The sequence below is a fragment of the Rubrivirga litoralis genome, assembly GCF_031846415.1.
In the GTDB taxonomy this organism is placed as follows: domain Bacteria; phylum Bacteroidota; class Rhodothermia; order Rhodothermales; family Rubricoccaceae; genus Rubrivirga; species Rubrivirga litoralis.
Genome location: NZ_JAVRHT010000016.1, coordinates 38,458 through 65,303 on the forward strand (window position 1 = coordinate 38,458; position 26,846 = coordinate 65,303).

Annotated in this window: 22 protein-coding genes and 1 tRNA gene; 12 read left to right on the forward strand and 11 right to left on the reverse strand. The window is 75.5% G+C overall.

What is annotated here, in order from left to right:
- Positions 1-42 precede the first annotated feature (42 nt).
- The 5 genes from RM540_RS08255 to RM540_RS08275 all read left to right on the forward strand — a co-directional run bounded on the left by RM540_RS08255 (position 43) and on the right by RM540_RS08275 (position 10,425).
- Entirely contained in the window at positions 43-2,301 is a 2,259-nt protein-coding gene (locus tag RM540_RS08255; RefSeq protein WP_311663079.1) for a sensor histidine kinase, read from the forward strand.
- Between the two features lie 369 nt (positions 2,302-2,670).
- The gene (locus RM540_RS08260) at positions 2,671-4,044 is read left to right on the forward strand and encodes an acyclic terpene utilization AtuA family protein (protein WP_311663080.1); all 1,374 of its coding nucleotides are present in this window, start codon (positions 2,671-2,673) and stop codon (positions 4,042-4,044) included.
- Between the two features lie 158 nt (positions 4,045-4,202).
- Positions 4,203-4,967 carry a response regulator gene (locus RM540_RS08265; RefSeq protein ID WP_311663081.1) on the forward strand — a complete coding sequence of 255 codons (765 nt, stop codon included), beginning with the start codon at positions 4,203-4,205 and terminating at the stop codon, positions 4,965-4,967.
- Positions 4,968-5,275: 308 nt separating this feature from the next.
- Positions 5,276-7,141 carry an ABC transporter ATP-binding protein gene (locus tag RM540_RS08270; RefSeq protein ID WP_311663082.1) on the forward strand — a complete coding sequence of 622 codons (1,866 nt, stop codon included), beginning with the start codon at positions 5,276-5,278 and terminating at the stop codon, positions 7,139-7,141.
- A 389-nt stretch (positions 7,142-7,530) separates the two neighbouring features.
- Complete coding sequence (locus RM540_RS08275; RefSeq protein ID WP_311663083.1) at positions 7,531-10,425, forward strand: golvesin C-terminal-like domain-containing protein; 2,895 nt, start codon at positions 7,531-7,533, stop codon at positions 10,423-10,425.
- Between the two features lie 119 nt (positions 10,426-10,544).
- On the opposite strand, the gene RM540_RS08280 is transcribed toward RM540_RS08275, so the two are convergent.
- Together RM540_RS08280 and RM540_RS08285 are read right to left on the reverse strand one after the other, a co-directional pair.
- Positions 10,545-11,414: an alpha/beta hydrolase gene (locus tag RM540_RS08280; protein WP_311663084.1), complete on the reverse strand. Its 870-nt coding sequence runs from the start codon at positions 11,412-11,414 to the stop codon at positions 10,545-10,547.
- Between the two features lie 310 nt (positions 11,415-11,724).
- On the reverse strand, positions 11,725-12,099 hold the full coding sequence (locus RM540_RS08285; RefSeq protein WP_311663085.1) for a hypothetical protein: 375 nt from the start codon (positions 12,097-12,099) through the stop codon (positions 11,725-11,727).
- A gap of 96 nt (positions 12,100-12,195) precedes the next feature.
- Here RM540_RS08285 and RM540_RS08290 point away from each other — a divergent pair, with 96 nt between their 5' ends.
- Positions 12,196-12,975: an endonuclease/exonuclease/phosphatase family protein gene (locus RM540_RS08290; RefSeq protein WP_311663086.1), complete on the forward strand. Its 780-nt coding sequence runs from the start codon at positions 12,196-12,198 to the stop codon at positions 12,973-12,975.
- A 60-nt stretch (positions 12,976-13,035) separates the two neighbouring features.
- A complete protein-coding gene (locus RM540_RS08295) occupies positions 13,036-14,025 on the forward strand; it encodes a hypothetical protein (protein ID WP_311663087.1) in 990 nt (329 codons plus the stop codon).
- Between the two features lie 25 nt (positions 14,026-14,050).
- On the opposite strand, the gene RM540_RS08300 is transcribed toward RM540_RS08295, so the two are convergent.
- From RM540_RS08300 to RM540_RS08340, 9 genes are all read right to left on the reverse strand, one after another.
- A complete protein-coding gene (locus RM540_RS08300) occupies positions 14,051-15,064 on the reverse strand; it encodes a glycosyltransferase family 4 protein (RefSeq protein WP_311663088.1) in 1,014 nt (337 codons plus the stop codon).
- 84 nt (positions 15,065-15,148) lie between these two features.
- The gene (locus tag RM540_RS08305; RefSeq protein ID WP_311663089.1) at positions 15,149-16,816 is read right to left on the reverse strand and encodes an alpha-amylase family glycosyl hydrolase; all 1,668 of its coding nucleotides are present in this window, start codon (positions 16,814-16,816) and stop codon (positions 15,149-15,151) included.
- 357 nt (positions 16,817-17,173) lie between these two features.
- The gene (locus tag RM540_RS08310; RefSeq protein WP_311663090.1) at positions 17,174-18,268 is read right to left on the reverse strand and encodes a D-alanine--D-alanine ligase family protein; all 1,095 of its coding nucleotides are present in this window, start codon (positions 18,266-18,268) and stop codon (positions 17,174-17,176) included.
- 3 nt (positions 18,269-18,271) lie between these two features.
- Positions 18,272-19,123, reverse strand: coding sequence for a hypothetical protein (locus RM540_RS08315; protein WP_311663091.1), 852 nt, complete (start codon positions 19,121-19,123; stop codon positions 18,272-18,274).
- 211 nt (positions 19,124-19,334) lie between these two features.
- Complete coding sequence (locus RM540_RS08320) at positions 19,335-20,102, reverse strand: SDR family NAD(P)-dependent oxidoreductase (RefSeq protein WP_311663092.1); 768 nt, start codon at positions 20,100-20,102, stop codon at positions 19,335-19,337.
- Positions 20,103-20,525 carry a hypothetical protein gene (locus tag RM540_RS08325; protein ID WP_311663093.1) on the reverse strand — a complete coding sequence of 141 codons (423 nt, stop codon included), beginning with the start codon at positions 20,523-20,525 and terminating at the stop codon, positions 20,103-20,105. It lies immediately after the preceding gene.
- Between the two features lie 62 nt (positions 20,526-20,587).
- Positions 20,588-21,001 (reverse strand): hypothetical protein, encoded by a 414-nt coding sequence (locus RM540_RS08330; RefSeq protein ID WP_311663094.1) that lies wholly within the window; start codon positions 20,999-21,001, stop codon positions 20,588-20,590.
- A gap of 40 nt (positions 21,002-21,041) precedes the next feature.
- Positions 21,042-21,677 carry a DUF2480 family protein gene (locus RM540_RS08335; RefSeq protein ID WP_311663095.1) on the reverse strand — a complete coding sequence of 212 codons (636 nt, stop codon included), beginning with the start codon at positions 21,675-21,677 and terminating at the stop codon, positions 21,042-21,044.
- A 245-nt stretch (positions 21,678-21,922) separates the two neighbouring features.
- The gene (locus RM540_RS08340; protein WP_311663096.1) at positions 21,923-23,080 is read right to left on the reverse strand and encodes a cysteine desulfurase family protein; all 1,158 of its coding nucleotides are present in this window, start codon (positions 23,078-23,080) and stop codon (positions 21,923-21,925) included.
- 189 nt (positions 23,081-23,269) lie between these two features.
- On the opposite strand from RM540_RS08340, the gene RM540_RS08345 reads away from it, so the two are divergent.
- The 5 genes from RM540_RS08345 (at position 23,270) to RM540_RS08365 (ending at position 26,746) form a co-directional block, all read left to right on the forward strand.
- Positions 23,270-24,493, forward strand: a complete 1,224-nt coding sequence (locus RM540_RS08345; protein WP_311663097.1) for a dienelactone hydrolase family protein — start codon at positions 23,270-23,272, stop codon at positions 24,491-24,493.
- A gap of 21 nt (positions 24,494-24,514) precedes the next feature.
- Complete coding sequence (locus tag RM540_RS08350; RefSeq protein WP_311663098.1) at positions 24,515-24,976, forward strand: GNAT family N-acetyltransferase; 462 nt, start codon at positions 24,515-24,517, stop codon at positions 24,974-24,976.
- Positions 24,977-25,039: 63 nt separating this feature from the next.
- Positions 25,040-25,115, forward strand: a tRNA-Glu gene (locus RM540_RS08355).
- A 303-nt stretch (positions 25,116-25,418) separates the two neighbouring features.
- Complete coding sequence (gene rbp, locus RM540_RS08360; RefSeq protein WP_311663099.1) at positions 25,419-25,808, forward strand: RNA-binding regulator; 390 nt, start codon at positions 25,419-25,421, stop codon at positions 25,806-25,808.
- Positions 25,809-25,954: 146 nt separating this feature from the next.
- Positions 25,955-26,746, forward strand: a complete 792-nt coding sequence (locus tag RM540_RS08365; RefSeq protein WP_311663100.1) for a hypothetical protein — start codon at positions 25,955-25,957, stop codon at positions 26,744-26,746.
- Positions 26,747-26,846: the final 100 nt, after the last annotated feature.

Genomic DNA, 26,846 nt, shown 5'->3' on the forward strand with positions numbered 1-26,846 from the left:
CTGAGCGCCGGGCCGGATAGATTGAGCGGTTCCCCCAAACGCATGCCTGAGACCACCCCGCCCGAGCCCGACTTCCACTTTGACGGCCAGGACGCGTTCGAGGCGCTCTCCGCCGCGCTCGCCGACGCCGTCCTGATCGTCGACGCGGGCGGGGCGGTCCGTTACGTCGGCCCCGGCCTGGTCGACGTCCTCGGCCTCGACCCCGACGAGGCCCTCGGGCGCCCGTTCCTCGACCTCGTCCACCCCGACGACGCCGTCCAGCACGAGGGCCGCCCCTTCTGGGCCGCCCCGCCCCCGTTCGAGCGCGAGGTGCGGATGCGGAACGGGCGGGGCGGGTGGGCGTGGGTCCGCGTCCAGTCCAGCCGCATCCGGCCCGACGGGGCCGTGCCCGAGGCCGTCGCCCGCGTCGTCGGCGACGGGACGCTCCTGTTCCTCCGCGACCGCTTCGAGGGCACGGTCCGCGACGCGAGCGACCTGATCCAGCGCGCCTTCGACGCCGTCAACAACCTCGTCGTCGTCGCCGACGCCCGGCTCCCGGACACGCCGCTCGTCGTCGTCAACCAGAACTTTCTCGAGACGACGGGCTACGAGCGCCACGAGGTCGTCGGCCAGAACTGCCGGTTCCTCCAGACACGCGCCGACGGGACGCGCGACGACGACGACGACGGGCAGGCCGAGGCGCTCGACAAGGTGCGGACGGCCGTCGGGCGGGGCGGCTCGACCGACGTCGTCCTCCGCAACTACCGCAAGGACGGGACGCTCTTCTACAACCGGCTCTACATCTCGCCCGTCCGCGACGCGGCCGGCGAGGTGACCCACTTTGTCGGCGTCCAGAACGACGTGACCGGGGAGGTCGAGCAGGCCGAGGCCGCGGGCGTCCACCGCGGGCTGCTCGCGTCGTTCTTCGACAGCGCTCCGTTCCTCATGGGCGTCGTCGAGCTGGTCGATGGCGGGCTCCAGCTGCGGGCGGCCAACACGGCGGCGGTCGGCCTGTTCCAGTCCGAGGGGGCCACGTTCGACACGTTCGAGGGACGCGCGCTCACCGAGGTCGGGTTCACCGAAGAGGAGGCCGGCATCTGGTTCGACCACGTCCGCGAGGCGGCGGCGTCGGTCGGGCCGGTCCACTTCGACACGACGTTCCCATGGGGCTCGGACCCCGAGGGCAAGGGCGTCCGGGCGCTGGCCGTCGTCGTCAATCGGGCAGACGGGCGCGAGCCGCTGTTCTCGTACGTGGCCGAGGACGTGACCGAGATCCGCCGGACGAGCCGCGAGCGCCGGCTGCTCGCCGCGGCCATTGAGAGCGCGGCCGAGTCCATCCTGGTCACCGACGCCACGCTCGACGCGCCCGGCCCGCACATCCTCTACGCGAACGCGGCCCACCGCCGGATCTTCGGGTACGACCTGGACGAGGTCATCGGCCAGTCGCCCCGGATGTTCCAGGGGCCGGCGACCGACCGGGCCGTGCTCGACCGGATCCGGCGGCGCCTGAAGGCCGGCGAGCCCGTCCAGGCCGAGACCGTGAACTACCGCCAGGACGGGACGCCGTTCGTGCTCGAGTGGGAGATCGCCCCGGTTCGCGACGAGGGCGGCCAGATCGTGCAGTGGGTGGGCACGCAGCGCGACGTGACCGAGCGCCGCAACCTCGAACGCGAGATCCTCGAGGTCGCCTCGAACGAGCAGGAGCGGATCGCGCAGGACCTCCACGACGGGCTGGGCCAGGTGCTGACCGGGGCCACGTTCAAACTCCAGACGCTCCAGAACGCGCTCCGCCGCGGGGGCAACGACGCGCTCGCCGCCGACGCCGAGCGGGCGCAGGAGATGATCGAGCAGGCGCTCGGGCAGGCCCGGGCCGTCGCGCGCGGCCTGTTCCCGATCGACGTCGAGTCGGACGGGCTGGAGGCCGCGCTCCGGCGCCTCGCCGAGGACGCGTCCGAAGCGTTCGGGGTCGACTGCCGGTTCGTGTCCGTCGGCTCGGCGCAGGTGGAGCCCCGCGAGCGCGCCGGCCACCTCTACCGGATCGCCCAGGAGGCGCTCGCGAACGCGGCCCGCCACGGCCGGGCCAGCGCGGTCACGATCACGCTGGCCCACGAGGACGGCGCCGGCGTCACGCTCACGGTCGAGGACGACGGCGTCGGCATCGCAGACGGGGCGCTCGAGCGGGGCGGCGGGCTCGGGATGCGGACGATGGCGTACCGCGCGCGGCGCGTCGGCGGCGCCCTCGACGTCCGCGCGCTCGACGACGGCGGCACGGCCGTGAGCGTCCGGCTGGAGTCCGCCCCGCCCGGGCCGAGCGCGGCGTAGGGCGGGGCGGGACGCGTGGAGTGGGGGAGCAGCAGGTAGAGCGGGAGGGCATGTAGAGCGGAACCGGCCCACCCCGCCCCGCTCGTGGGAAAAGGGGCGGGGCGGCAAACGAGCGTGCCCCACCCCGGCCCGCTCACAAAACCCGCTCGTCAAAAAGGGCGGGGTGGCGAAGAAGGCCGCCCCGCCCCGCCCGTGCTGTCACCTTCTGCTCTTCCCGCTCTACCTGCCCTCCCGCTCTACCTGCCCTCCCGCTCTACCTGCCCTCCCGCTCTACCCGCTCTACCCGGGTTGCACGCGCGATCCACGGCGGGCGGGGGCGGGGCGGAGTAGCTTGAGCGGAAGCCCTTCCGCCCTCCTCCGCCCCGCCCCATGTCCGACTCCGCCCCGCTCCGCATCGCCTCCGGCCAAGGCTTCTGGGGCGACCTCCAGCGCGCGCCCATCGACCAGGCCCGGCGCGGCCCCATCGACGTGCTCGTCATGGACTACCTCGCCGAGGTGACCATGTCGATCCTCCAGAAGCAGAAGCTCCGCGACCCGGAGATGGGCTACGCCCGCGACTTCGTGGACGTCGTGACCGAGCTGGCCCCGGACATCCGCGAGAAGGGGTTCAAGGTGATCTCGAACGCGGGCGGGGTGAACCCCGTCGCCTGCGCCGAGGCCATCGTCGCCGGCGCCCGCGAGCGCGGCGCGCATGGCCTGAAGGTGGCGGTCGTCACGGGCGACGACCTGCTCGACCGCCTCGACGACCTCGTCGGGCGGGGCGTGGAGCTAAAGCACATGGAGACCGGCGAGCCCATCTCGACGGTCCTCGACCGCGTCGTGAGCGCGAACGCCTACCTCGGCGCGCGGCCCATCGCCGAGGCGCTCGCGCAGGGCGCCGACGTGGTCGTGACCGGGCGGACGACGGACACCGGCCTCACGCTCGCCCCGCTCGTCGACCGCTTCGGGTGGGACTGGGACGACTGGGACAAGATGGCCGCGGGCACCGTCGCCGGCCACATCCTCGAGTGCGGGGCGCAGTCGTCGGGCGGCAACTTCACCGACTGGCAGGACGTGCCGGACATGGCCGGCATCGGGTTCCCCATCACCGAGGTCAACGCCGACGGCTCGTTCGTGGTCACGAAGCACGAGGGGTCGGGCGGGCTCGTCAGCCGCGGGACCGTGGCCGAGCAGCTGCTCTACGAGATCGGCGACCCGACCGACTACATCACGCCCGACGTCGTCGCCGACTTCACGTCGATCCGGCTCGACGACGAGGGCTCCGACCGCGTCCGTGTGAGCGGCATCGAGGGCGGGGCGGACACGGAGTTCCTCAAGGTCTCGGCCGCCTACGCCGACGGCTGGAAGGCGACGTCGACGCTGGTCTACGCCTGGCCGAACGCGGCCGAGAAGGCGCGGGCCGCGGCCGGCATCCTGCGCGACCGGCTCGACGCGCTGGGCCTGGAGTTCGACGAGTACCGGGCCGAGATCCTCGGCGCCGGCGCGCTCTCCGAGGTGGACGAGGCCGCCCCCAAGCGCGAGGCCGACCTCGACGAGGTCCAGCTGCGCGTGTCCGTGCGCGGCCAGGACAAGGCGGCCGTCGAGCAGTTCGGCCGCGAGATCGCCCCGCTCATCCTGACCGGCCCGAGCGCGGTGACGGGGTTCGCCGGCGGGCGCCCGCGCCCGAGCGAGGTCATCGCGTACTGGCCGGCGCTCATCCCAAAGTCTGAGGTCAAGGCGGAGGTCCGCGTGCTCGAGGTGTAGGGCGGCCCGCCACCCCGCCCGCGTTTCCACCCCGCCGCCCTGCGTGGGCGGGGTGGCGACGAAACCAGGGGCGAAATGAGCGGCGCGGTTTAGTCGGCGGCGCCGAGCGCCGATACGCGGGGGGCTCTTCTTCCGCCGCCCCAGCCCCGCCCGCTTCCGTGGAGTCGATCCCCGCCCCCCGCGTCCTCCTCGTCGACGGCGACGCCGCCGACCGCCGCGCCGCGCTCGACCTGCTCCGCCGCCTCGGCGTCACGGCCGACGAGGCCGCCGACGGCGAGGCCGGCGTCCGCCGGTGCCTGGGGACCGCGTACGACGCCGTCCTGCTGGCCCTCCGCCTGCCGGCCATGGACGGCGTCGCGGCGCTCCGTGCCGTCCGCACCTCGCTGCCCGCCGAGCGCCGCCCGTGCCTCGTCGCCGTCGCCGACCACGCCGAGGGCGGGGCGCGGGAGGCGGCGCTGGCGGCCGGGTTCGACGCGTTCTGCGCCAAGCCGTTCGGGGCCGAGGCGCTCGTCGAGGCGCTCGGGCTCGCCGCCCCGCCCGCCGCCCGCCCCGCCCCGCCCCACGAGGCCACGGTGGCGGAGACCGTGCAGACGCTCTACGACCAGGTCTGCGCCCACGTGACCGACATGCTGGGCGAGGAGGACCCCGAGTTCGTGGCCGACCTCGTCGAGTCGTTTGCCGCCTCGGCGCGCGAGGCCGTCGCCGAGGCCGAGTCGACGCGCTCGGCCGGCGACGTGGCCGGGCTGGCCGCGGCGGCCCACCAGCTCAAGGGGAGCGCCTCGAACGTGGGCCTGAACACGATCGCCGGCCGCTGGGGCGAGGTCGAGGCGATGGCCCGGGGCGGGGCGGCGAGCGACGAGGCCGTCGACCGGGCGCTCGACGAGACCACGCAGGCCGTGGACCTGCTCGCGGACCGCGTCTAGGGCAGCGGCAAGGGGTCTCATGTGCCCCGCCCCGCCCGGTCCACCACCCCTGGCTACGCCGTCCCTTCGGGGTGTCCCCTCCTGGCTGCGCCGACGCTGCGCGGTTGTCCCGGAGGGGGACTCTTCCCACCCCGCCCCGTCCGGTCAGAACGCTGATAACGCAGAAGACCCTTTGATCCCGCACTAGCTCCCCCCCTTCCCAGCGGCCCCGCCCGCCCCGCCCGAGGCCTCGGCTCCACCCCGCCCGGCGCGGGCGGGGCGGGGTGGCGGCGCGTGAACCGCGCGCCCGAGCCGGCGTTGGGGCAGGCATGGCTTCCCCCCTCCGCCGTCTCAACGCCGACCTCTGGCGCCGCCGCTGGCTCATCGGCCCGGGGCTGCTGTGCGCGTTCGTCTCGTCGCTGTTCGCGCTCGTCGTCCCCAGCGTCATCCGCGAGGCGATCGACGCCATCCCGCGCATGGTGGCCGTCCAGGGCTACGCCGCCGGGACGGCCGCGGGCGACCTCCTCTACGGCGACTTCCGCAACACGCTCGTCCTGCTCGGCGCGCTCGTCGTCGCGCTCAGCGCCGTCGCCGGCGTGTTCGTGTTCCTCATGCGGCGGCTCGTCGTCGTGGCGAGCCGGCACATCGAGTACGACCTGAGGAACCGGCTCTACGCCCACCTCCAGCGGCTCTCGGCCGACTTCTACCACCACTACCCGACGGGCGACGTGATGACGCGGGCGACGTCAGACGTCGAGAAGGTCCGCCGGTACGTCGGCCCGGCGCTGATGTACCTGGCCCGCGCCGTCGCCGCGATCGTGACGGCGCTGGCGGTCATGGTGGTCATCTCGCCCACGCTCACGCTCTGGGCCGTGCTGCCCATGCCCATCCTGGCCGTCGCCGCGTTCTTCGTGAGCCGGCTCGTCCACGTCCGCACGGACCGCCAGCAGTCGGCGTACTCGTCGCTCACGAGCCGCGTGCAGGAGGCGCTCTCGGGCATCCGCGTGGTCAAGGCGTACGCCCAGGAGGAGGCGTGGGGGCAGCGGATCGACGGGGCCTCGGCCGATTACCAGGACCGGGCGCTCGACCTCGCGCGCGTCGACGCCGCGTTCCGGCCCGTCCTCACGACGCTCATCGGGGCCTCGACGGTGCTCGTCGTCGGGGTCGGCGGGCGGCTCGTGATCGAGGGCCAGCTGTCGCTGGGCAACATCGCCGAGTTCATCATCTACGTGACGATCCTGACGTGGCCCGTGGCCTCGTTCGGCTACGTGGTCTCGATGATCCAGCAGGCGTCGGCGTCGATGAGCCGGATCGCCCAGATCCTCGACACCCCGCCCACGGTCACCGACGCGCTCGCCGCCGGCGACGGGGCGGCGGGCCGCGCGGGCGGGGTGGAAGTCTCGGCCGGCCGCGGCGCGGGCGGCGACGGCGCGGGCGGGGCGGTCGAGGGTCGGCTCGCGTTCGACCACGTGACGTACCGCTACACGCCGGACGGCCCGCCCGTTCTCGACGACGTCTCGTTCGACGTCCCGGCCGGCTCGTCGGTCGGCGTCGTCGGGCGGACGGGCGCGGGCAAGTCGACGCTCGTCGAGCTCGTCCCCCGCCTCATGGACCCGACCGAGGGGCGCGTGCTCATCGACGGCGTCGACGCCCGCGAGATCCCGCTCCAGACGCTCCGCGGCGCCATCGGCTACGTGCCGCAGGAGGTGTTCCTGTTCTCGGACACGGTCGGCAACAACGTCGCCTTCGGGGTCCCAGACGCGGGCGAGGAGCAGGTGCGCGAGGCGGCCGAGGAGGCCGACCTGCTCGCCAACGTCGAGGACTTCCCGCGCGGGTTCGACACGCGCGTGGGCGAGCGCGGCATCACGCTCTCGGGCGGCCAGAAGCAGCGGGCGGCGATCGCCCGCGCCCTCATCCGCCGCCCGCCCATCCTCATCTTCGACGACGCCCTCTCGGCCGTCGACACGCGGACCGAGGCGACGATCCTGGAGAACCTCCGCGCCCAGTTCGGCCAGCGGACCGTCGTCGTCGTGAGCCACCGGGTCTCGGCGGTCCAGGACGCCGACCAGATCGTGGTCCTCGACGACGGCCGCGTGGCCGAGCGCGGGACGCACGCCGAGCTCGTCGCCCAGGGCGGGGCGTACGCGGAGATGGTGCGGAAGCAGCAGCTGGAGGACGAGCTGAAGGAGGTGTAGGGCCGCCACCCCGCCCCGGTCTGCACGGGCGGGGCGGCCGAGCGTCGGGCCGGAGCAGAGGAGGGGTCAAGGTGCCGCCCCGCCCCGCGCGCGCCGAGGCGCTCGGGTATCAAGCCGCCGGAACCACGTCTCGCGTTCCACCCCGCCCGCAGCGCTGCGTCACAGCGGATATAATGAGTTGAGGGTGTGTTGCGTGTTCCGTGTTCCGTCTCCGAGGTCACGCAACACGAGACGCGCAACGGCTCCCAGCGAACCCGTCGGAAGACGGTCGACGCGCCAGCAGCCTCCGCAGGGTTCTCTCGCACGTTGGGGGCGGGGTGGGGCCGCCGCGCCGCTCGCGCGCCGCCCCGCCCGTGCGTAGCGTTCGGCCGCCCCTGCCGCCGTCCCGCATGCCGATCGTCCTCCGCCCCGCCCTGCTCCTCGTGGTCCTCGCCGTCGCCGGGTGCGCGTCGAGCGGGCCGGCCGCCCCGCCCGCGCCCGATCGGGCGCTGACGGCCGAGCGGGCAGAGCGCCTGGACGCCGTCCTGGGCGGCCTGCTCAGCCGATGCCGCGCGGGCGGGTGCGCGCTGCCCGTCGGGCGGGGCGTCAAGGTCGACTCCGTCGTCGTGGCGGGCGGGGCGGTCGAGGTCCGCTTCTCGCGCGACCTGGGCGACGCGCCAGTCCGCCCGGCGACGGCGGCGGCGTTCACGCGCGACGTGGCCGCGGCGGTCGGGCGCGTGCTGCCGGGCGTGCCGGTCCGCGTGGTCACGCGCGGCGCGGCGCTGGAGGCGCTCGTCCCCAACGCGTACCGCGACTCGCTCAGCCTCGACCCGTCGCGGTTGTTCGCCCCGCCCGAACCCGCGTACCCGCTCACGCGCCCGGCCGCCCCGCCCGCGGCGCCGACGGCCGGGCTCGCCGGGCGGCACGTGGCGCTGTGGCCCAGCCACGGGTGGCTGTTCAACCCAGAAACGGACGATTGGGGCTGGCAGCGGGCGCGGCTGTTCACGACCGTCGAGGACCTGCTCACGGTCCAGCTCGTGACGCAGACGCTCGTGCCCATGCTGGAGCGGGCCGGGGCCGTCGTGCTCCTCCCGCGCGAGCGGGACCCGCAGGCGGCCGAGGTGGTCGTCGACGACGGCGGCCCGGGCTACGCCGAGACGGGCGCCTGGGCCGATGGCGGGCCGGGCTTCGGCCTGCGCGCGCAGTACGGCGACGGCCAGAACCCGTTCGCGCTCGGCACCACGCGCGAGGGGCAGGGCGCGGCCACGTGGACCGCCGACCTCCCCGCGCCGGGCGCCTACGCGGTCCACGTGAGCTACGCGGGCGGGGCAGACCGTAACCCGGCAGATCGCATGGACGCCGCGCGCTACACGGTCCGCCACGCGGGCGGCGAGAGCGCGGTGCTCGTGAACCAGACGATGGGCGGGGAGACGTGGGTCTACCTCGGGACGTGGGAGTTCGGCGGCCCGGCCTCGGTCACGCTCACGGGCGACGGCCGGACGGTCTCGGCCGACGCCGTCCGCTTCGGGGGCGGGGTGGGGGTCGTGGCGCGCGAGGGCCAGACGAGCGGGCGCCCGCGGTGGACCGAGGCGGCCCGCTACTACGAGCAGTATGCCGGCGCCCCGCCCGCCGTCTACAACGTGACCGGCGAGCCCGACGCCGACTACGTCGACGACTACCGGAGCCGCGGCGAGTGGGTCAACTGGCTCCGCGGCGCGCCCTTCGGCCCGTCGTTCGCGCCGGACGACCCCGGGCTCGGCATCCCGGTCGACCTCTCGCTCGCGTGGCACACGGACGCCGGGATCGACCGCGACGGGACGGTCGGGACGCTCCTCATCTACGACTCGCCGGGCATGGACTCGACGGGCACGTTCGCCGACGGGACCTCGCGGCTCGCCAACCGCGACCTCGCCGACCGCCTCCAGACGACGATCGTCGACGACCTCCGCGCCACGTTCGACCCGGACTGGAACCGGCGCTCGCTGTGGGACCGGAACTACTCCGAGGCCGCGCGGCCGGCCGTGCCGTCGGCGCTCCTAGAGCTCCTCTCGCACCAGAACTTCCGCGACATGCAGTTCGGGCTGGACCCCCGGTTCCAGGCTGTCGCCGCGCGGGCCGTGTACAAGGCCATCGGGCGGTCGCTCGCCGAGCAGCGCGGGCGCCCGTTTGTGGTCCAGCCGCTCCGCCCGACGCACCTCCAGGCGACGTTCGAGGGCGGGGCGGTCCGCCTCGCGTGGCGCCCCCAGGCCGACCCGCTGGAGCCGACGGCGGCGCCCGACGCCTACCTCGTCCAGACGCGCGACGGCGAGCGCGGGTGGGGCGAGGGCGCGCTCGTGCGGGCGACCGAGGCGAGCCTCCCCGCCCCGCCCCCCCGCGTCGTGCGGAGCTACCGGGTCGTGGCCGTCAACGCGGGCGGGGCGAGCGCGCCGTCCGTAGCCCTCGCGGTCGGGCTCGCGCCCGGGGCGGGGCGGCCGGTCCTCGTGGTCGATGCCTTCGACCGCGTCGCCCCGCCCGCGTCGGTCGCGCTCCCCGACAGCGCCGGGTTCGTTGACGTCGTGGGCGTGCCGGACGGGCGCAGCGTGCTCACGGTCGGCGCGCAGCGCGTGTTCGACCCGGACCTCGCCTACGAGAGCGACGCGCAGCCGGGCTGGGGCGCGAGCGGGGCGGAGTTGGAGGCGACGGTCATCGCGGGCAACACGCGCGACCACGCGGCGGCGCACGGGGCCGCGCTCCTCGCCCTCGGCCACTCGTTCGTCTCGGCCACGGACGAGGCCATCGAGAGCGGGGCGGTGGCGCTGGACGACTACGCGGCCGTCGACCTCGCGCTGGGCCTGGAGCGGCGGACGCCGCACCCCGACTCCGCGCGGGCGCCAGACTTCGAGGCGCTCCCCGCCCCGCTCCGCGACCGCCTCGGCGCCTACCTCGACGGCGGCGGCGCGCTCGTGGTCTCGGGCGCGCACTGGCTGAGTGACGCGGCGGCCGACCCGGCCTCGGCGGCGTGGGTCCGCCGGTACCTCGGCGTCGAGGCGGGCGGGGCGGCGCCGGACGCCTACGCGCTCGACGCGGGCGCCGGGCTCGTCCCGTTCGCCGCGTCCTACGGCCCCGACCGCTACGCCGTCCGCGCGCCCGACGTGGTGCGCGCGGGCGGGGCGGGGCGGCTCGTCGCGCGCTACGCAGACGGGCAGGGCGCGGCGGTCGCGTCGGGGCGGACGGCCTCGTTCGGGGTCCCGCTGGAGGCCGTGCCCGACGTGGGGCAGCGGGCGGCGCTCCTGGCGGCCGCGCTCGCGGCGGCCGGCATGCGCTGAACCGCCCCGCCCTGGGGAGGCCGCCCCGCCCGCGGCAGCGAGGGCGGGGCGGAGGCTTTTCGTGCACCGCGAATCGCCCGCCCCGCCCGTTCCGCCCGCCCCGCCCAACGAGCCGGCGTCTACGGGCGAGGCTCCCGCGTCGCCCGCACCCGGTCCAGGAACGCCTGGTAGACGCGGGCGAACTCCGGCTGCTGCTGGACGTCGCCGTGGCCGGCCCCTGCGATGACCGCGAGCGTTTTTCGGCTGGCCGGGAGCGGGGAGGCCTCGTAGAGCCGGCGTGAGAGCACGGGCGGCGTCGTGGCGTCCTCGTCGCCGGCCAGGAGGAGCAGGGGCTCCCCAATCCGTTCGACCTCCGCCCGGTTGTCCACGATCCGAAGCGGGCCGTCGACCTGGACCGTGACGAACGGCCTGTACAGGCTCGGGATGCGCACGCTGGCCCACTCCTCGGGCGTCGTCGCGGAGCTCTCCAGCACGACCCCGGCCGCCGGGCGGTTCGCCCCAACGTGGCCCGCGAGGAAGCTCCCCAGCGAGAAGCCGTGGGCGACGAGGCTCCCCAGGTCCGGCAGCGCGGCGGCGTGGTCGAACACGTCGAGGGCGTCGGACTGCAACAGGCTTACGGTCGGTGTGCCGTCGCTCCACCCGTACCCCCGGTGGTCGATGAGGAGCAGGTTGATGCCGAGGGGGAGGAGCGCCTGCGCCGTTCCGAGCCCCGAGCTTTCGACCGTGAACTCGTTGCCGCCGAAGTAGAGCACCGTGAGGTCCGCCCCGGGCTGGCGGAGGAGCGCGCCGTAGAGGATCGTCCCGTCCGCCGCCTTGATCCGCTGCTCCTCGTAGGCGACGCCCGGAAACGCAGCAGCGACGGCACCGGGGACGACTTCGGGAGAGGACTCGGCGCGCCGGGGATGGATCAGCCCGTGCTCCGTGATGTCGATGGAGGAGCACCCCGACGCCGAAACCAGCAAGGCCGCAAGACAAAAGGCTCTGGACATCGGGGATCCATGGAGTGTGGCGCGACGGTCGAGAGTCCACGCGAAGCGTGGTGTGCCGGCAGCACAGGTTACGCGAGACCTCGTCTCAACCCACTGCGTCCCAAGTGAATCGCTCCTCTCGTCTCCTTCAGCGGGCGGGGTGGCGGGCCGTGCCGGAGCACCCGCCCCGCCCGCACTCTCCGCCGCCGCTGAGGTTCGGGCGGGGCGGTACCCGTCCGGCACCAGGGCCAAAAAAAGAGGCGCGCCCGGTCGTCGGGCGCGCCTCGAAACGCGGCGGGCGGAGCAGGCTCCGCGGGTGGGGCGGCGCCCGCTAGTTCGTGCAGATCGACCGGAGCACCTTGCGGCGCTCGTCGAGCGTGTCGCGCCAGCGGTGCTCGGCGACCTCGTCGTCGCCAAGGAAGTAGGCCCAGTGCTCGACGGTGTCCTCGGTGAGGAGGACCGGCGTGCTCATGTGGGCCGTCCGCTTGAGGAGCGGCTGGAGGCCCATTTGGTGGACGAACGTGATCTTGCAGTCGCCGTCCTCGACGCGGCGGACGGTGAGCCAGTTGTCGCCGCAGACGTGGCAGGTGAAAAAGCGCGCTTCCTGGTCGTCGACGAGCGCTTCGAAATCATCGGTCTCGTCGGGCTCGAGGTCCATCGGGAGCATCGAGAGCGAGCCGCAGGCCTTGCACTGGAGGCGGTCCATTCGGTGTTCGGGGTGGGTGTCGGGAGGATAACGGGCGGGGCGGGATCGCCGCGCCCCGGCGCGCCGTCTTCACCCCCGCTCCCCCCCGCCCCGCCCGTGCCCCGCGACGCGCCCGACGCCCCCTACCTCTCGACGCACCTGGCCGCCCCGCCCGACGGCGACGGCGGTGTCGTCGGCCGCTCGCTGACGGTCGCGTCCTACAACGTCCACCGCTGGGCCGGCGTCCGCGGCGGCAAGGCGTACCGGCCCGAGCGGGCGTCGGCGGTCATCGAGGAGATCGACGCCGACGTCCTCGCGCTCCAGGAGGTGCTCCGGCCCTCGGACCGCGACGACGACCCGATCACGGACGTGGCCGAGGCGCTGGGCTACCACCTCGCGTTCGTCGTCACGCGCCAGCACAAGCGCGGCGAGCTGGGCAACGCCGTCCTTTCGCGGTGGCCGCTCGCGGGCGCGCTCGCGATCGACCTCTCGTTCGGGCGGCTCGAACGGCGCGCGGCCCTCGCCGTCCGCCTGCGGAGCGAGGTCGGGCTGGTGACGGTCGCCGCGACGCACCTCGCGCTCGTCGACCGGACGCGGGCGCGGCAGGTCCGGGCGCTCCTCGAACACCCGCAGATCGCGAGCGGACCGGCGGTCCTCCTCGGCGACATGAACGCGTGGCGGCCGACGCGGGCGTCACGCGCCCTCGCCGAGGCCTTCGAGGCCCGGCACCACAACCGAGACTGGCCGGCGTCGTATCCGTCGGTCCGCCCCGTGCTGGCCCTCGACCGTCTCTACGCCCGCGGCGCGACGGTCGTCTCGCTGAAGACGCACGCGACCGAGGCCGCGCGGAAGGGCTCGGACCACCTCCCCATCGTGGCCCGCCTGCGGCTGGAGTAGACCGTGGATCAGTAGAATCAGTGGAGGATCAGTGGGTCCGTAGGGCGGGGCACGCATCTTTTGAACGACGCGCCACCCCGCCCTCACTCGCTGCTGGCGGGGCGGCCACACACCAACTCACCGATCTACCGGCTCCCCGTCCTGCTCCTCGTGCTCGCCGCCCCGCTCGGCCCGGGCGGGGCGGCCCAGGAGGCGCCCCGCCCCGCCCCGCCCGCGCCGACATGGACCGAACGCGTGGCCGCGCTGGAGACGCCGGCCGTCCGCCGCCGGATCGCGGCGGTCAACGTGGGCGGCACGGCGGCGCTCGTGCTGGGGCGGGGCGTGCTCGAAGGCGGCGTCCGCGACGCCGGCGACGGCGCCGAGGCGCTCGCGTGGGGCGCCGCGGCCGGCGCCGCGTTCTACGGCGCCAAGGTGGCCGCCGGACGCGGCCGCCCCGCCCTGGGCTACGGCGTGGCTATCCTGGCGGCGTCCGTCGCCGAGAACGCCGCCGGGCGGGCCGGGCCGTTCAGCCACCTCCGCGTGCCGCTCGGGCCGATCGACCTCCGCCTCCGCACGCCGTTCGCGCGGGCGGGGCGGCGCTCGGGCGTCCGGGGCGGGGTGGAGGACGTGGCGTTCGAGCTGGACCCGCTCGCGCTCGTCGCGTCGGTCGCCGTCCCGCTCTCGGGCGGGCGCCCGCGGCTGCGGCGCGGCGTGCCCGTGTGGGAGCTCGACGACCTGGGCGGCCGGCCCGGCTACACGCGCCGCGGCCGGACGATGGGGCGGACCGTCCTCGTCGAGGCCGACGCCGCGCCCCTCGTCCTCGCCCACGAGACCATCCACCGCATCCAGGGCATGCAGACGGCGGCCGTCACGCCGTTCGGGACGCTGGGCGCCATCGTGCCGGGCGCCCGCGCGACCGCCGCGGGCGGGGCGGTCGCCGCCGACGTCCGCGCCGAGTGGTTCTACGGCGTCCAGGTGGCCCTGTGGCTGAGCCTCGCCGACTACCTTGACCGCTGGCCCGAGGTCGAGGCTCGCGCCCTGGACGAGCCGCCGAGGGAGAGCGGACCGTGAGGCGCGACGGCCCCACCCCGCCCCCTCACCCCGCCCCGCCCACGATCTGCTCGTAAACCGCGAGGTACTCGCGAGCCATCCGCTCGCGCGAGAACCGGGTCTCCGCCCCCTCCCGGATGGCCGCCCGGTCGAGGGCGACCACCTCGGGCAGCCGCTCGACGGCCTCGTCCACGCCCGCGACGAGCGCCCCGTCGACGCCGTCGCGGACGAGCTCGGGCATCGACCCGCGCGGGCGCGCCACGACCGGCGTCCCGCACGCGAACGCCTCGACCACGCTCAGCCCGAACGGCTCGTCGAAGTGGATGAGGTGCAGGAGCGCCGCCGCCCCGCCCAGGAGCCGGTCGCGCTCCGCTGGCCCCACGCTCCCCACGTACTCGACCCGCTCGCCCAGGTGCGGCTCGACGGCCTCGCGGAAGTAGCCCTCGTCCTGCACGATGCCGGCCAGGACCAGGCGCCGCCCCGCCCGCCGCGCGACCTCGATGGCGTCGGCCGCGCCCTTGTCGGGGTGGATGCGGCCGAAAAAGAGGAGGTAATCGTCCGCGTCCGTGCGCGGCGTGAACGCCTCCAGGTCGATCCCGTGCCACACCGTCGCGGCGTACGGGAGGGCGGGGTGGCGGTCGGCGTCCGAGATCGAGACGTAGCGTGTGCGGTCGGCGTAGGCGCGGTAGGCCGGGAGGATCCGTTCGGACGAGAACCCGTGGATCGTCGTCACGACGGGCGTGTCGACCAGGCCGGCGTAGGTGAGCGGCCGGAAGTCGAAGTGGTTGTGGACGACGTCGAACCGCCCCGCCCGCTCCATCGCGTAGCCGATGTGGAGCGCGCTCCACACGCCGGCGTCGATGTCGGGGTCCTCCTCGTACGGGCGCGGGCACACGCCGTCGAGCGTCGCCCGCGTCTCGCTGTCGAGCGTGGCGAAGAGCGTCACGTCGACGCCGAGGTCGACCAGCCCTTCGGCGAGTAGGCTCACGACGCGCTCCCACGGGCCGTAGTGGCGGGGCGGCACGCGCCAGGCGATCGGGGCGAGAAGGGCGACGTTCATGGGGCAAGAAGGACGAGGGAAGAGGCAAGGGGGGCGAGTTCTCCACCCCGCCCCGCCCGCTTCGTCTGGGCGGGGCGGGGCGGCCTACGCCGACGGCACGAGCACGGCCCCCTCCCACGGGGCCAGCGCCAGCGTCGGCCCCACGTCGGCCGGCTCGGCGTGGTGCGTCGAGACCGCGCGGCGCCACCCCGCCCCGACCTCGACCGTCCGCCCCGCCCTGCTCAGGCACAGGACGGCGAGCGCGCGGTCATCGCCGGCGCGACGCTCCCAGGCGAACACGTCGGCGGGCACGCCGTCCAGCACGCGGACGCTCCCGGCGTGGAGGGCGGGGCGGGCACGGCGCAGCGCGAGGAGCCGACGGTACAGGCTCAGCATGGAGTCAGGGTCGCTCGCCTCGGCCTCGACGTTGATCGCCTCGTGCCCGTCGTGGAGCGGGAGCCACAGCGCCTCGGGCGGGGCGGACGAGAAGCCGGCGCTCGGGGTCCCGTCCCACGCCATCGGCGTGCGGCCGGCGTCGCGGCCCAGCCCGGCGATCCCCGTGCGGAGCGCGGCCGGGTCGCGGATGCGGTCGGGCGGGACGTTGACGTCGGGCGTCCCGATCTCGTCGCCGGCGTAGAGCGTCGGCGTGCCGCGGAGGGCGAGGAGGAGCACGGCGGCCTGACGCGCCTTCTCCGGCCCGAGCCGCCCCACCAGGCGCCGCTCGTCGTGGCTCCCGAGCACATAGCTCGGCCAGCCCCACGCGGGCACGGCCGCCTCGACGGCCTCGACGTGGGCGCGGAGCGCCGGCGCCGTCCACGCCGTCCCGAGGAGGCCGAAGTTGAGGGGCAGGTGGAGCGCCGCCCCGCCCGAGTCGGCTCCGCCCCGTTCCGCCCCGCCCGAGGCCAACCCGCCCTCGTCGGTCCCGAAGTAGGACGCCCAGGCGTCGAGGTCGTGAGCGAGGAACGTCTCGCCGAGCAGGACGCGCTCGCGGCCCGGCTCGTGCCCGTCGACGAGCGCGCGGACCTCGCGGTACAGGTCGATGGCGTCGGGCTGGTCGCGGTCGTGGACGTGCCGCTGCCGGTCGTACGGCGCCGTCGGCTTGTGCCCGCCGCTCGGGGCGGGGTGGGGCGGGTTGTCGCGGAACGCCGGGTCCTTCAGCACGTGGTTGGCCACGTCGACGCGGAACCCGTCGACGCCGCGGTCGAGCCAGAACCGGAGCACGTCGAACATCGCCGCGCGGAGGGCGGGGTGGCGCCAGTCGAGGTCGGGCTGCTCGGGGAGGAACGAGTGGAGGTAGTACTGGCCCGTCCGCTCGTCGAGCGTCCACGCCGGGCCGCCGAACGCGCTCAGCCAGTTGTTCGGCGGCGAGCCGTCGGGTCGCGGGTCGCGCCAGACGTACCAGTCGCGCGTCGCGCTCTCCCGCCCCGCCCGGCTCTCCACGAACCACGGGTGCTCGCTCGACGTGTGGTTGGGGATCCAGTCGACGACCACGCGGAGGTCTCGGGCGTGGGCCGCGGCGACGAGACGGTCGAACGCCGCGAGGTCGCCGAACAGCGGGTCCACGTCGCAGTAGTCGGCCACGTCGTACCCGAAGTCGGCGCCGGGCGACGGGTAGAACGGGCCGATCCAGACGGCGTCGACGCCCAGCCACGCGAGGTAGTCGAGCCGCGCCGTGACGCCGTCGAGGTCGCCCACGCCGTCGCCGTCGGTGTCCTGGAAGGAGCGGGGGTAGACGTGGTAGATCACGCCGGTCTGCCACCAAAGGCGGGGCATGGGAGAGGGATTGGGGATGAGGGATCGAGGAATGTGCAGAAGATGCGCCACCCCGCCCGCCGCGAGGAGCAGGGTGGTCGGGAATGCCGCGCACGGCGTCTGCACCCGGCCGCCCCGCCCTCACCGCGGGCGGGGCGGCCCCTTCGTGCAACCACTTCGTAGGGACACCATGCATGGTGTCCGCATTCGAACCGCCCCGCCATGGGCGGGGTGGCCGAGGTCGTAGGCGTGGTGTCCGCCTTCGCCCCGCCCGCGGTGTCAAGGGCGGGGCGGGGTGGTTGCCCCCGAGTTGTCCACCCCGCCCAGAGTCCGCCAGCTCTGAACCCTGAACCCGACAACCCCGAACCCGATGCGCCCTCACGCTAGCCCCAGGCGGCGGAGGCCGCGCGCGAGGAGGGCGGCGAGGAACGCCGGGTACGGCTCGCCGGCGAGCTCGGCCAGGATCGCGAACGTGCCGTCGGGCGCGAACGTCGGGAGCGGGTTGGTCTCGATAAAGACCGGCCGCCCCGCCCGGTCCAGGCGGAAGTCGGCGCGGCTAAAGTCGTGGCACTCGAGCGCGCGGTGGACGGCGAGCGCGTCGCGCTGGAGGGCCGCTTCGAGGTCGGGCGTGAGGGCGCCGTCGAGGTCGTAGGCGAACGGACGCGCGGGGTCCTCGTCGAGCGCGTGGAGTCCGATGCCCGTCGCGCGCTCCGTCGCGCGCTGAAGGACCGGGAGCGCCTCGGCGTCGTCGCCCGTGCCGACCACGCCGACCGTGAACTCGGGGCCGTCGACGAACGCCTCGACCACGAGGTCCTGCCCGTAGAGCGCCCGCTGCCGCGCGACCTCGGCGCGGAGGGCGGGGCGGTCGGCGCACCGGCTCGTCGGGGCGATCCCCTTGGCCGTCCCCTCGTAGCGCGGCTTGACGATCACCGGGAACCCGAGGTCGGCGTCGGCCACGCCGAGGACGCCCATGCTCTCCGCCCCGCCCTGCTCCACCCCGCCCCCGGGCGGTGTGCGCCCCGGGACCACGATGCCGGGCGGGGTGGCGACGCCGGCCGCCGCGGCGACCGTCTTCGTGAGGTGCTTGTCGAGCGAGACCGACAGCGCGAGCGCGTCGCTCCCCAGCGCCGGCACGCCGGCCAGTTCCAGGAGGACCGGCGCGTGGGCCTCGCGGTTGCGGCTCCCGTAGCTCTCGGCGATGTTGACGGCCGCGTCAAGGCCGAGCCCACCCCGCCCCGCCCCGCCCCGGCACACGGCGGCGAGCAGCGCCGGCACGTTCCCCACGCGGACCGGCTCGTGCCCCAGGTGGCGGACGGCGTCTTCGAGCGCGGCGACGGTCGCCTCGGGCTCGTACTCGGCGTCCCAGTCGGGCGGGGCGTCGGGCGGGGCGGGCGCGTCGCCGAAGCGGTCGTACACGAGGCCCACGCGGAGCGGGCGGGGCGGCCGGGCGGGCACGGGGCGGCTCGGGGTCATCGTCTAGGCCCGCGTCCGCCGCGAGGGCGAGGCCGGCTGCTCCGGCGCGTCGAGCGCCTCGCTCGGGCGGGGCAGGTCGTCGAGGTCGAGCCGCCCCGCCCCGCCCTCGGCGTCGGGGGCGGGGCGGTCCTGCACGGGCGCCGCGGCGACGGGCGGGGCGGCAGCGGGCGGGGCGGCGTCGCGGGCGAGGAGCTCGAACTGGTCGAGGAGCGCGTCGAACTGGCCCTGGCGGCGCTGGTGCCACCGCTTCTGGCTCTGGCGCCCGAGCAGCGGGAGCGCGACGGCCAGCGCGGCAAATATGGAGACGAAGGCCCAAAACCCGGCGTCCCCCCCGCCCTCGCTGAAGACGCCCAGAAAGGCGAAGGCCGCCGCCATCGTGCCGAAGAGGGCGGCGACCATGCGATGTTGCGCCGCCTCGCTCGCTTTCGACGTCGTCAGCGTCACGCGTGTGCCCTCGGGCACCGGCTCGACGGTCGCGTAGAGGCTCGAGTTCGGCCCGCTCGTCCACTCGCGGATGCGGCCGACGTCGGTCGGCGTCCCTTTGGACTTGAACGTCTGCCGGAGACGGGCGACCATCTGCTCCCACACCTCGTCCGTCACCCCGCCCGGAATCACGCGGCTTGCGCGCGGCTCCACGTCGACGCCGAGGAACGTCGCGGGCGGGGCGGGCGCCGGCGCGCCGCGCACCTCGGCGACGGCCGCCGCGACGTGGGCCGGGTCCAGCCCGGCCGCCCGGCCGACCTCCTGGAGCTCGGCTAGCGACAGCCCCTCCGCCGCGGGCTCGGCGGCCTGCTGGCGCTCGGCGGCCCGCGCGAAGATGCGGCGGGCGTCCTCCTCGGAAAAGCGCTCGGGCATGGGCGGACTCGACGGGCGGGGCGGCGGCCCCGGGAAGCTACCGACGCCCTACGCGCGGCCCCGCGACCGCGTGCGGACCGCCCCGCCCTCGCGGCTCGGCGCAGCGGGAACGGTCGGCGGCGGCCTCCTGGAGCTCGGCGGCGCGTTCGATGACACGGGCGATCTCGTGCTGGTCGTACGTCCGGTGCGACATGGGCGGGGCGGCCCGGACCTACCGCACGTAGCTGGCCGCGTTCACGTCGACCGTCGTCCCCGTCGCGTGGTCGGCTAGGCCGGACGCCAGGAAAACGACCGTCGGCGCCACGTCGTCGGGCTCCGTCAGGCGGTCGAGGGCCGCCCCGCTCGTTGCGGCCTGCTCGCCGTGCTGAGCGATAAAGTCGGCGGCCATGTCGGTCCGCGTAAAGCCCGGGGCCACGCCAAACGCGGCCAGCCCGCCGCCGGCGCGGGCGAGCGACTTGGTGAGCGCCACGACGCCACCCTTCGAGGCCGCGTAGGCCAGGAACTCGGGGTCGTCGCCGCGGAAGGCGGCCCGGCTAGAGACGGTCACGAGGCGGACCGCCACCCCGCCCTCGCCCTGGCGCGCGCGGGCGTGGAGGAGCGCCGCGCGCCCCAACTCGGCCACCGCCCGAAGGTTGACCGCCATCGTCCGGTCCCACGCCGCCAGCCAATCGCCGGTGGGAGCGTCGGGCGGGGCGGCCTCGAACACGCCCGCGTTCGCGACCGCCACATCGACGTGCCCGAACGCGGCGAGCACCTCGTCCCACAGCGCCGTCGCCGCGCCGGGCGCCTCCAGGTCCGCCCCGAACGCGCGGCTCCCGTTCCCCAGGCGCTCCGCGAGCGCCTCCGCCCCGCCCCGGCTCCGCGCGTAGTGGACGGCCACGCGCGCGCCGGCCTCGCCCAAGCGCAGGGCCACGGCCCGCCCGATGCCCCGGCTCGCGCCGGTCACGAGCGCCGTGCGTCCGCTGAGGTCGATCCGCACCTAGCCCTCGACGCGGACCAGGTGGACGACGAGCCCCGTCGGGTCGCGCAGCACGAGGAGGTCCTCGCCCAGCACCTCGTACCGGACCGGCGGCGCGCCGGGGCGGACGATCGCCCCGCCCTCGGTCTCGAACGGGAACGCCTCCGCGTGCTCCTGGAGGTCCAGGTCCTGCATCACCTCGAGGCGGACGTGGGCCGATCCACCGGCCTCGAAGTCGCAGTCCATCCCTTTGATCTCGCCCCCGAACGTGCCGATCTCGCCGGCCTCCTCGACCTGGAGCAGCCTCCACTCGCCGACGAGATTGGGGTCGACGGTCGCCTCTGTGCGCTCGGTCGCCGGCCGCTCCGAGTCGCTGTCCCGAGCGGCCTGCGCCGACGCGGGGAGGGCCGTGAGGAAGAGGGCGAGGAGGGCGAGCAGGCGCATACGGGCGGGGCGGGAGCGGGGAGAGGCAACGGACGGACCGCGACCGTTCGCGCCCCGCGCGCCTACGCGCCCGCCCGGCGGAGGACAATGCGGTCGCCGCGGTCGGGGTCCTCAAACACGAGGGCGTCGCCGTCGACGCGGTAGCGGCCGAGGCCGCCGTAGCCCGTCTGCGTGCCGCGGTCGGACGGCCAGCACGAGACGAGGCCGTCGGCCTCGGCGCACGTCGCCGTAAAGTCGCGGGCGGCGTGGCGGTTGCCCAGACTCAGCGAGTCCCGCTGCGTCACCCGGTTGCCCTCGACGCGGATCCACAGCCGGTGGATCGTCGGGCCGGCGTCGTAGGCCGGCGCCTCGACCATCTCCCACGCCCCCTGAAGCGCCGCCGGCAGCGGCGGGAGGTCGGCCGGCGGGACGTCCGCCTGGGCCGCCGCCCCGCCCGCGGCGGTCAGGAGGAGGACGAGCAGGACCGGACGGAGCATCGGGCGGGGCGGCGGGACGTGGGTCGGTAAGGTAGCGGCCTCAGCCCCGCGGCGGCCCCGCTGGCTTCACGCCGGCCGGCTTGACGCCCACGGGCTTCGCGGCCGCCGGCTTCGCGGGCCGCCCCGCCCCGCCCGCACCGGGGGCGCCCGCACCGGGGGCGGGGCGGCGCCACACGGGGACGGACGAGCACGCCTCGCCGTACAGGACCTTCGAGGCGACGCCCTGGAGCCGGCGCGTGGCCTGCACGAACCCGTCGAGCGGGACGACGTCGTTCCCGCACCCCTTGACCACGACCGGCTTGCCGGCGTAGCGGTCCCAGTCGGCGGCGTCGAGGGCGGCGGCGAACCGCGCCCGGCGGACCTCCTCGGGCGGGGCGGCCGTGACCGACGCCGCGCCCGTTTCCGCGGCGCCCAGCTTCGCGGCGACGAGCATGAACGCCCACGTCGGCACGAGGGCGTCGGCCGAGCAGAAGACGGCCACGTCGCGGCCGGCGTAGGCCGTCCAGTCGTGGTCCTTCAGGGCCTGCCGGAACTCGCGCTCGCGGAGCACGAGGCCGCGGTACAGGTGCGGGGCGAGGTCGAAGGCGACGACGTCCTCGGCCGGCGCGATGGCGGCGAGGTCGAGCGTCTCGATGGCGCTCTCGGCGACGCGGTTGACGAGCGGGGCGGTGTCCACGGGTTCGGGGGTTCGGGGGTTCGGGGGTTCGGGGGTTCGGGGGTTCGGGGGTTCGGGGGTTCGGGGGTTCGGGGGTTCGGGGGTGCCCCGCGCCAGCCTCGCCTGTCAGCGAGATCCCGCCCCGCCCGCGGAGGCGAGGGCGGGGCGGCGAATGGTCCCCGAGGGTTCCACCCCGCCCTTCAGGTCCGCCCGCCCCGCTCGTACGGCCCAGACCCTGAACCAGACGGCCCCGAACCGCGAACCCCTTACGCGGCGGCGCGGCGGCGGACGGCGTGGACGGCCTCGGCGATGTGGCCGACGGCGGCGTCGACCTCGGCCTCGGTTGTCGGGCGGCCCAGGCTAAAGCGGACGGTCGAGAACGACTGGTCGGGCGTAAGGCCCATGGCGGTGAGGACGTGGCTGGGCTGGCCGGTCTGCGACTGGCACGCGGCGCCGGTCGAGGCGGCCACGTCGCGCAGGACCGGGAGCAGGTGCGACGTGCGGACGCCCTCGAACCGGAGGCTCGACGTGTTCGGCAGCCGCGGCGCGCCGGCGCCGTTGACGTGCGTGCCGGGGACGGCCTCGCAGACGGCGGCCTCGAACCGGTCGCGGAGCGCGCCCACGCGCTCGGCATCGGCGGCCTGGACGCGGCGCGCGAGCGCGGCGGCGGCCCCGAGCCCCACCACGCCGGGCACGTTCGTGGTGCCGGCCCGGTGGCCCGTCTCCTGCTCCCCGCCCGTGACCTGGGGCTGGAGCCGGACGCGCGGCCCGCGCTGGCGGACGTAGAGGGCGCCGACGCCCTTCGGCCCGTACAGCTTGTGGCTCGAAAGCGCGAGCAGGTCGACGGGCACGCTCTCGACGGCGACGGGCACCTTGCCGACGGCCTGCGTGGCGTCGGTCATGACGAGCGCGCCGACCTCGCGGGCCGCCGCGGCGATGTCGGCGAGCGGCTGGATCACGCCGGTCTCGTTGTTGGCCCACATCACCGACACCATCAGCGTCTCCTCAGAGAGCGCGTCGCGGAGCTGATCGACGTCGACGAGGCCGTCCGCGTCGACGGGGAGGTACGTCACCTCGTAGCCCTCGCGCTCCATCGCCGCGCACGTTTCGAGCACGGCCTTGTGCTCGGTCTGGACCGTCACGATCCGGTGCCGGCGCCCGCCGTAGATGCCGCCGGCGCCGCGGACGGCGAGCGAGACCGACTCCGTCGCCCCGGACGTGAACACGACCGTCCGCGGCGTGGCCCCGATGACCCGGGCCGTCCGCTCGCGGGCCTGCTTGACGGCCTCGTCGGCGGCCCACCCGTAAGCGTGCTCGCTGGACGGGTTGCCAAAGTGGTCCCGGAAAAACGGGAGCATGGCGTCCAGGACGTCGTCGGCGACCGGCGTCGTGGCGTTGTAGTCGAGGTAGATCGGGGCGCTCATGACTAGAGACGAGGGGGCCGCGCCCGCTCGCACGGCGGCACAGAAATCGTTCTGATGTATACGTCTCCCGTCCCCCCGGTGTTGTGGAGTCTCGCTGGAGAGGGCCGTCCCGCCCCGGGCGTTCCGCGGGCGGGGCGGAGTGAGCCCCGGACGGCGGTACTCTCCCCGCCGCGCCACCCCGCCCCGCCCATGCCGCTCCGCCTGCGCCTCGCCGCGCTCCTCGCCCTCGTCCTCGCCCTCCCCGCCTGCGACGGACTCGTCAACGAGACGATCCCGCCGGCCGAGCCACCCGACGAGACGGTCCAGAACGGGGTCAGCTTTGGGCGGCTGTTCGGGGAGCCGACGGCGGCCGAGCTCGCCGCCGTCGAGGCGGACTGGGCGGGGCGGAACACGGCGCCGTCCGAGGGCCGCGTCGTCGGGCAGGCCCGGGCGGGCGGGGCGACGCTCTACGTGGTCGAGCACGAGACGGTCGCCAACGGCTCGCCGACCGTGACGCACTACGGAATCGTCCGCGTCCCCGACGGCGTGGCCGACGCGCCGGTCGTCGTCGTCCACCACGGCGGCGACGGCGGGGTCCAGGTCGCCGCCTTCACGGCGAACGACGGGGTGCTCCCGTTCGCCAGCGTGTTCGCCCCGATCGCGGCCGAGACCGTCCAGGTGTTCCCCGTCTACCGCTCCGAGACCGTCGACACGGGCGCCCTCCCCGCCCTCGGCGGCCCGTACACGGCCGGCGGCGCCCCGAGCCCGTGGGACTACGACGTCGACGACGCGATCGCGCTGCTGACGGCGACGTTGGAGCTGTTCGGCGAGGAGACCGACGAAGACCGGGTCGCGGCCATCGGGTTCAGCCGGGGCGCGAACGTCGCCTTGCTCCAGGCCGTCCGCGACGACCGGATCGACGCGGTCGTCGACTACTACGGGCCGGCCGACTTTTACAGCGAGGGCGCGCAGCGGCTCACCGGAGCCCTCCTCCTCCCCGAGTCCAACCCGACGTTCCAGCAGGCGATCGGGCTCCCCGGCGCCCCGTACCTGCTGAACGAGGTGCTCGACCCGCTCCGCGCCGCCGACGACACGTACGACGCGGACGCCGACTACGGCCCGGCCCGGCTCGACATCGCGCGGCGCTCGCCCGGCCTCTTCGCCGACCGGCTCTCGGCCGTCCAGGTCCACCACCACTACCGCGACGGGATCGTCCCATTCTCGTTCTCCGAAGCCTTCGCCGCGCGCGCGGGCGGGGCGGCCGCGTCGTTCGAGCTGTTCCCGTACGGGGCGCCGCCGGCCTCGGCGGGCGACCTCAGCATCCTCTACCACGCCCCCGAGGCGGAAGACATGCGACCGAGCATCCCGACCGTCCTCGCGTTCCTCGGCGCCGAGCTCGGGCTGCGGGCCGGCGCCCCCGTCCCAGCGCTCTAGCCACCCCGCTCCCGACTGCCCATGCCTACCACCCCGCCCGTGATCCGCGAGGCCACGAGCACGGCCGACTGGGAGGCCGTGCGCGCCGTCCGCCAGGCCGTGTTCGTGGACGAGCAGGCGTGCCCGCCCGAGGAGGAGTGGGACGCGCACGACGCGCCTGAGCGGCGGGGCCGCACGACACACCACCTGCTGGCCGCCGAGGGCGGAGCGGCCGTCGGGTGCGCCCGCTGGCGGGCCGTCGAGGGCGGGGCGGCACGGCTGGAGCGGTTCGCCGTCCTGCCCGCGGCGCGAGGGCGGGGCGTGGGCCGCGCGCTCGTGGCGCGAACCCTCGCCGACGCGCGGGCCGCCGGGCACCGCCGGTTCGTGCTCCACGCGCAGACGGCCGCCGCCCCGCTCTACGCCGCGTTCGGCTTCGAGCCCGAGGGCGAGGCGTTCGACGAGGCCGGCATCGAACACGTGAAGATGACGTTGGCGGACCCGTAGGGGCCGGTCGGCTTTTATATTGGCGCTCCCGCTCGGCCCTGGTTGGCCGGGCGCCTCTACGCCGCCGCGTTCGTCTAGAGGCCTAGGACGCTGCCCTCTCACGGCGGTAACACGGGTTCGAATCCCGTACGCGGTACCACGCCCCGGCGCTCCAGCAGCGTCGGGGCGTTCTCGTTGAGCGGCCGCCCGCTGCCCGCCCCACCCGTGAGAGGTACGAGGGCGGGGCGGGCACGCGCGCCGAATTCTTCCGCTTCCGGGATCTGGGGGGAGGTTACCGGGTAGGTTGGCCCTGTACCGAGCCCGTGGCGACCGCCCCACCCGGCGCGCCGCCGCGGGTTCCCTGTTTCTCTTGCAGAGCACGCGGGGCCGACAGATCCGAGTCGAGCTTTCCGGCCCACCGTTTTCGAAGACCCCTGTCGGCGCTCTCTCAACACCCCGCATTATGAACATCTACGTCGCAAACCTCCCGTACACCTCGGGAGACGACGAGCTTCGGAGCCAGTTCGAGGCCTTCGGGTCCGTCGACAGCGCTACCGTCATCAAGGATCGCGACACCGGCCGCTCGCGCGGATTCGGCTTTGTCGAGATGCCGAACAAGGAAGAGGCCGAGACCGCCATCGAGCAGCTCAACGGCACCGAGATGGGCGGCCGCCCGCTCACCGTGAACGAGGCCCGCCCGCGTGGCGAGCGCTCCGGCGGTGGCGGTGGTGGCGGCGGCTACCGCGGTGGCGGTGGTGGCGGCGGCTACAGCGGCGGCGGCGGTGGCGGTGGCTACCGCGGCGGTGGCGGTGGCGGCGGCAACTACGGTGGCGGCGGCGGCGGCTACCGCTAGCGCCACCCGGCTCCCACGCCTTAGAGGGCGGCGGCTCGCAGGAGCCGCCGCCCTCTTTTTATGGCCGCCCCGCCCGCCGCTCCCTCCCCGCCGCCCCGCTCGGGCGGGGCGGCGGATCGGATGCGCGGCCGCCCCGTTCCCCCGCCGTGACGTACGCCGCCCCGCCCCTCTCCGTCCTCGGCGACGACGACCTGGCCGACCGGCTCGACCGGGCAGGGCTCCCGATCGCGGGCGCGCCCTCGGCGGGCGGCGTGGCCGTCGTGGGCGGGGCGGTCGGTCAGCGCGCCGCGGCGGCGGGACGCGTGGCGGCGGCGGGCGCACACCCGTTCGCGCTGTGGCCCCCTGGCGTCTCGGCCGCCGACGCCGACGCGCTCGCGGCCCGTGCCGAGGAGGCCGGCGTCGAGGTGGGCGTGGCCCGCCCCGCCCTCGCGCGCGGCGCGGCCGGGCTCGGCGGGTGGACGGCCGGGCTCGTCTCGCTCTCCCTGGCCGCCCCGCCCGACGGGGCGCTGGGGGCCGGGGGCGCACTCGGCGGCGCGCTCGACCTCGTCCTCGCCCTCGTCGGGCGGGGCGCCGTCGGGCGCCTCGACGCCGCCGCCGAGCGGGACGGCGCCCGCCTCCGCGCGCTCGCCGCGAGCCTCCGCTTTCGAAGCGGCGCCTTCGCCCAGGTATGGCTCCGTGCGGACGAGGACGCAGGCGGTCTCGCCACGTCGCTCCACGCCTCGCGCCCCGGCTCCCACATCGACGCCACGCGGCTCGACCGGCCGCTCGTCGTCAGTGGGCAGCCCGCCCCGCCCGCGGCGCCCGACGCAGACCCGCTCGTCGCCGAGGTCGCCGCGTTCGTCCGCGCCGTGGGGGCGGGGCGGCGGCCTGCGTACGGGCTCGACGCGGCGCTCGCCACGCTCCGCCTCGTCGAGCGTGTGCAGGGCCACCTGCGGTGACGGCGAGGGGCGCCTGCCCCGCCCATTGGTGTGAGGGTGGGGCGGAGCAGAACCGGCGCCACCCCGCCCTCGCGCCCCATCCCCCGCCAGAATCGGCCTT

What these genes read in the sequence shown, in the direction of transcription:
- RM540_RS08255 (WP_311663079.1), top strand. Translation starts at nt 43, where the DNA reads ATGCCTGAGACCACCCCGCCCGAGCCCGACTTCCACTTTGACGGCCAG.
- RM540_RS08260 (WP_311663080.1), top strand. Translation starts at nt 2,671, where the DNA reads ATGTCCGACTCCGCCCCGCTCCGCATCGCCTCCGGCCAAGGCTTCTGG.
- RM540_RS08270 (WP_311663082.1), top strand. Translation starts at nt 5,276, where the DNA reads ATGGCTTCCCCCCTCCGCCGTCTCAACGCCGACCTCTGGCGCCGCCGC.
- RM540_RS08275 (WP_311663083.1), top strand. Translation starts at nt 7,531, where the DNA reads ATGCCGATCGTCCTCCGCCCCGCCCTGCTCCTCGTGGTCCTCGCCGTC.
- RM540_RS08280 (WP_311663084.1), bottom strand. Translation starts at nt 11,414, where the DNA reads ATGTCCAGAGCCTTTTGTCTTGCGGCCTTGCTGGTTTCGGCGTCGGGG.
- RM540_RS08285 (WP_311663085.1), bottom strand. Translation starts at nt 12,099, where the DNA reads ATGGACCGCCTCCAGTGCAAGGCCTGCGGCTCGCTCTCGATGCTCCCG.
- RM540_RS08300 (WP_311663088.1), bottom strand. Translation starts at nt 15,064, where the DNA reads ATGAACGTCGCCCTTCTCGCCCCGATCGCCTGGCGCGTGCCGCCCCGC.
- RM540_RS08305 (WP_311663089.1), bottom strand. Translation starts at nt 16,816, where the DNA reads ATGCCCCGCCTTTGGTGGCAGACCGGCGTGATCTACCACGTCTACCCC.
- RM540_RS08310 (WP_311663090.1), bottom strand. Translation starts at nt 18,268, where the DNA reads ATGACCCCGAGCCGCCCCGTGCCCGCCCGGCCGCCCCGCCCGCTCCGC.
- RM540_RS08315 (WP_311663091.1), bottom strand. Translation starts at nt 19,123, where the DNA reads ATGCCCGAGCGCTTTTCCGAGGAGGACGCCCGCCGCATCTTCGCGCGG.
- RM540_RS08325 (WP_311663093.1), bottom strand. Translation starts at nt 20,525, where the DNA reads ATGCGCCTGCTCGCCCTCCTCGCCCTCTTCCTCACGGCCCTCCCCGCG.
- RM540_RS08330 (WP_311663094.1), bottom strand. Translation starts at nt 21,001, where the DNA reads ATGCTCCGTCCGGTCCTGCTCGTCCTCCTCCTGACCGCCGCGGGCGGG.
- RM540_RS08340 (WP_311663096.1), bottom strand. Translation starts at nt 23,080, where the DNA reads ATGAGCGCCCCGATCTACCTCGACTACAACGCCACGACGCCGGTCGCC.
- RM540_RS08345 (WP_311663097.1), top strand. Translation starts at nt 23,270, where the DNA reads ATGCCGCTCCGCCTGCGCCTCGCCGCGCTCCTCGCCCTCGTCCTCGCC.
- RM540_RS08350 (WP_311663098.1), top strand. Translation starts at nt 24,515, where the DNA reads ATGCCTACCACCCCGCCCGTGATCCGCGAGGCCACGAGCACGGCCGAC.
- rbp (WP_311663099.1), top strand. Translation starts at nt 25,419, where the DNA reads ATGAACATCTACGTCGCAAACCTCCCGTACACCTCGGGAGACGACGAG.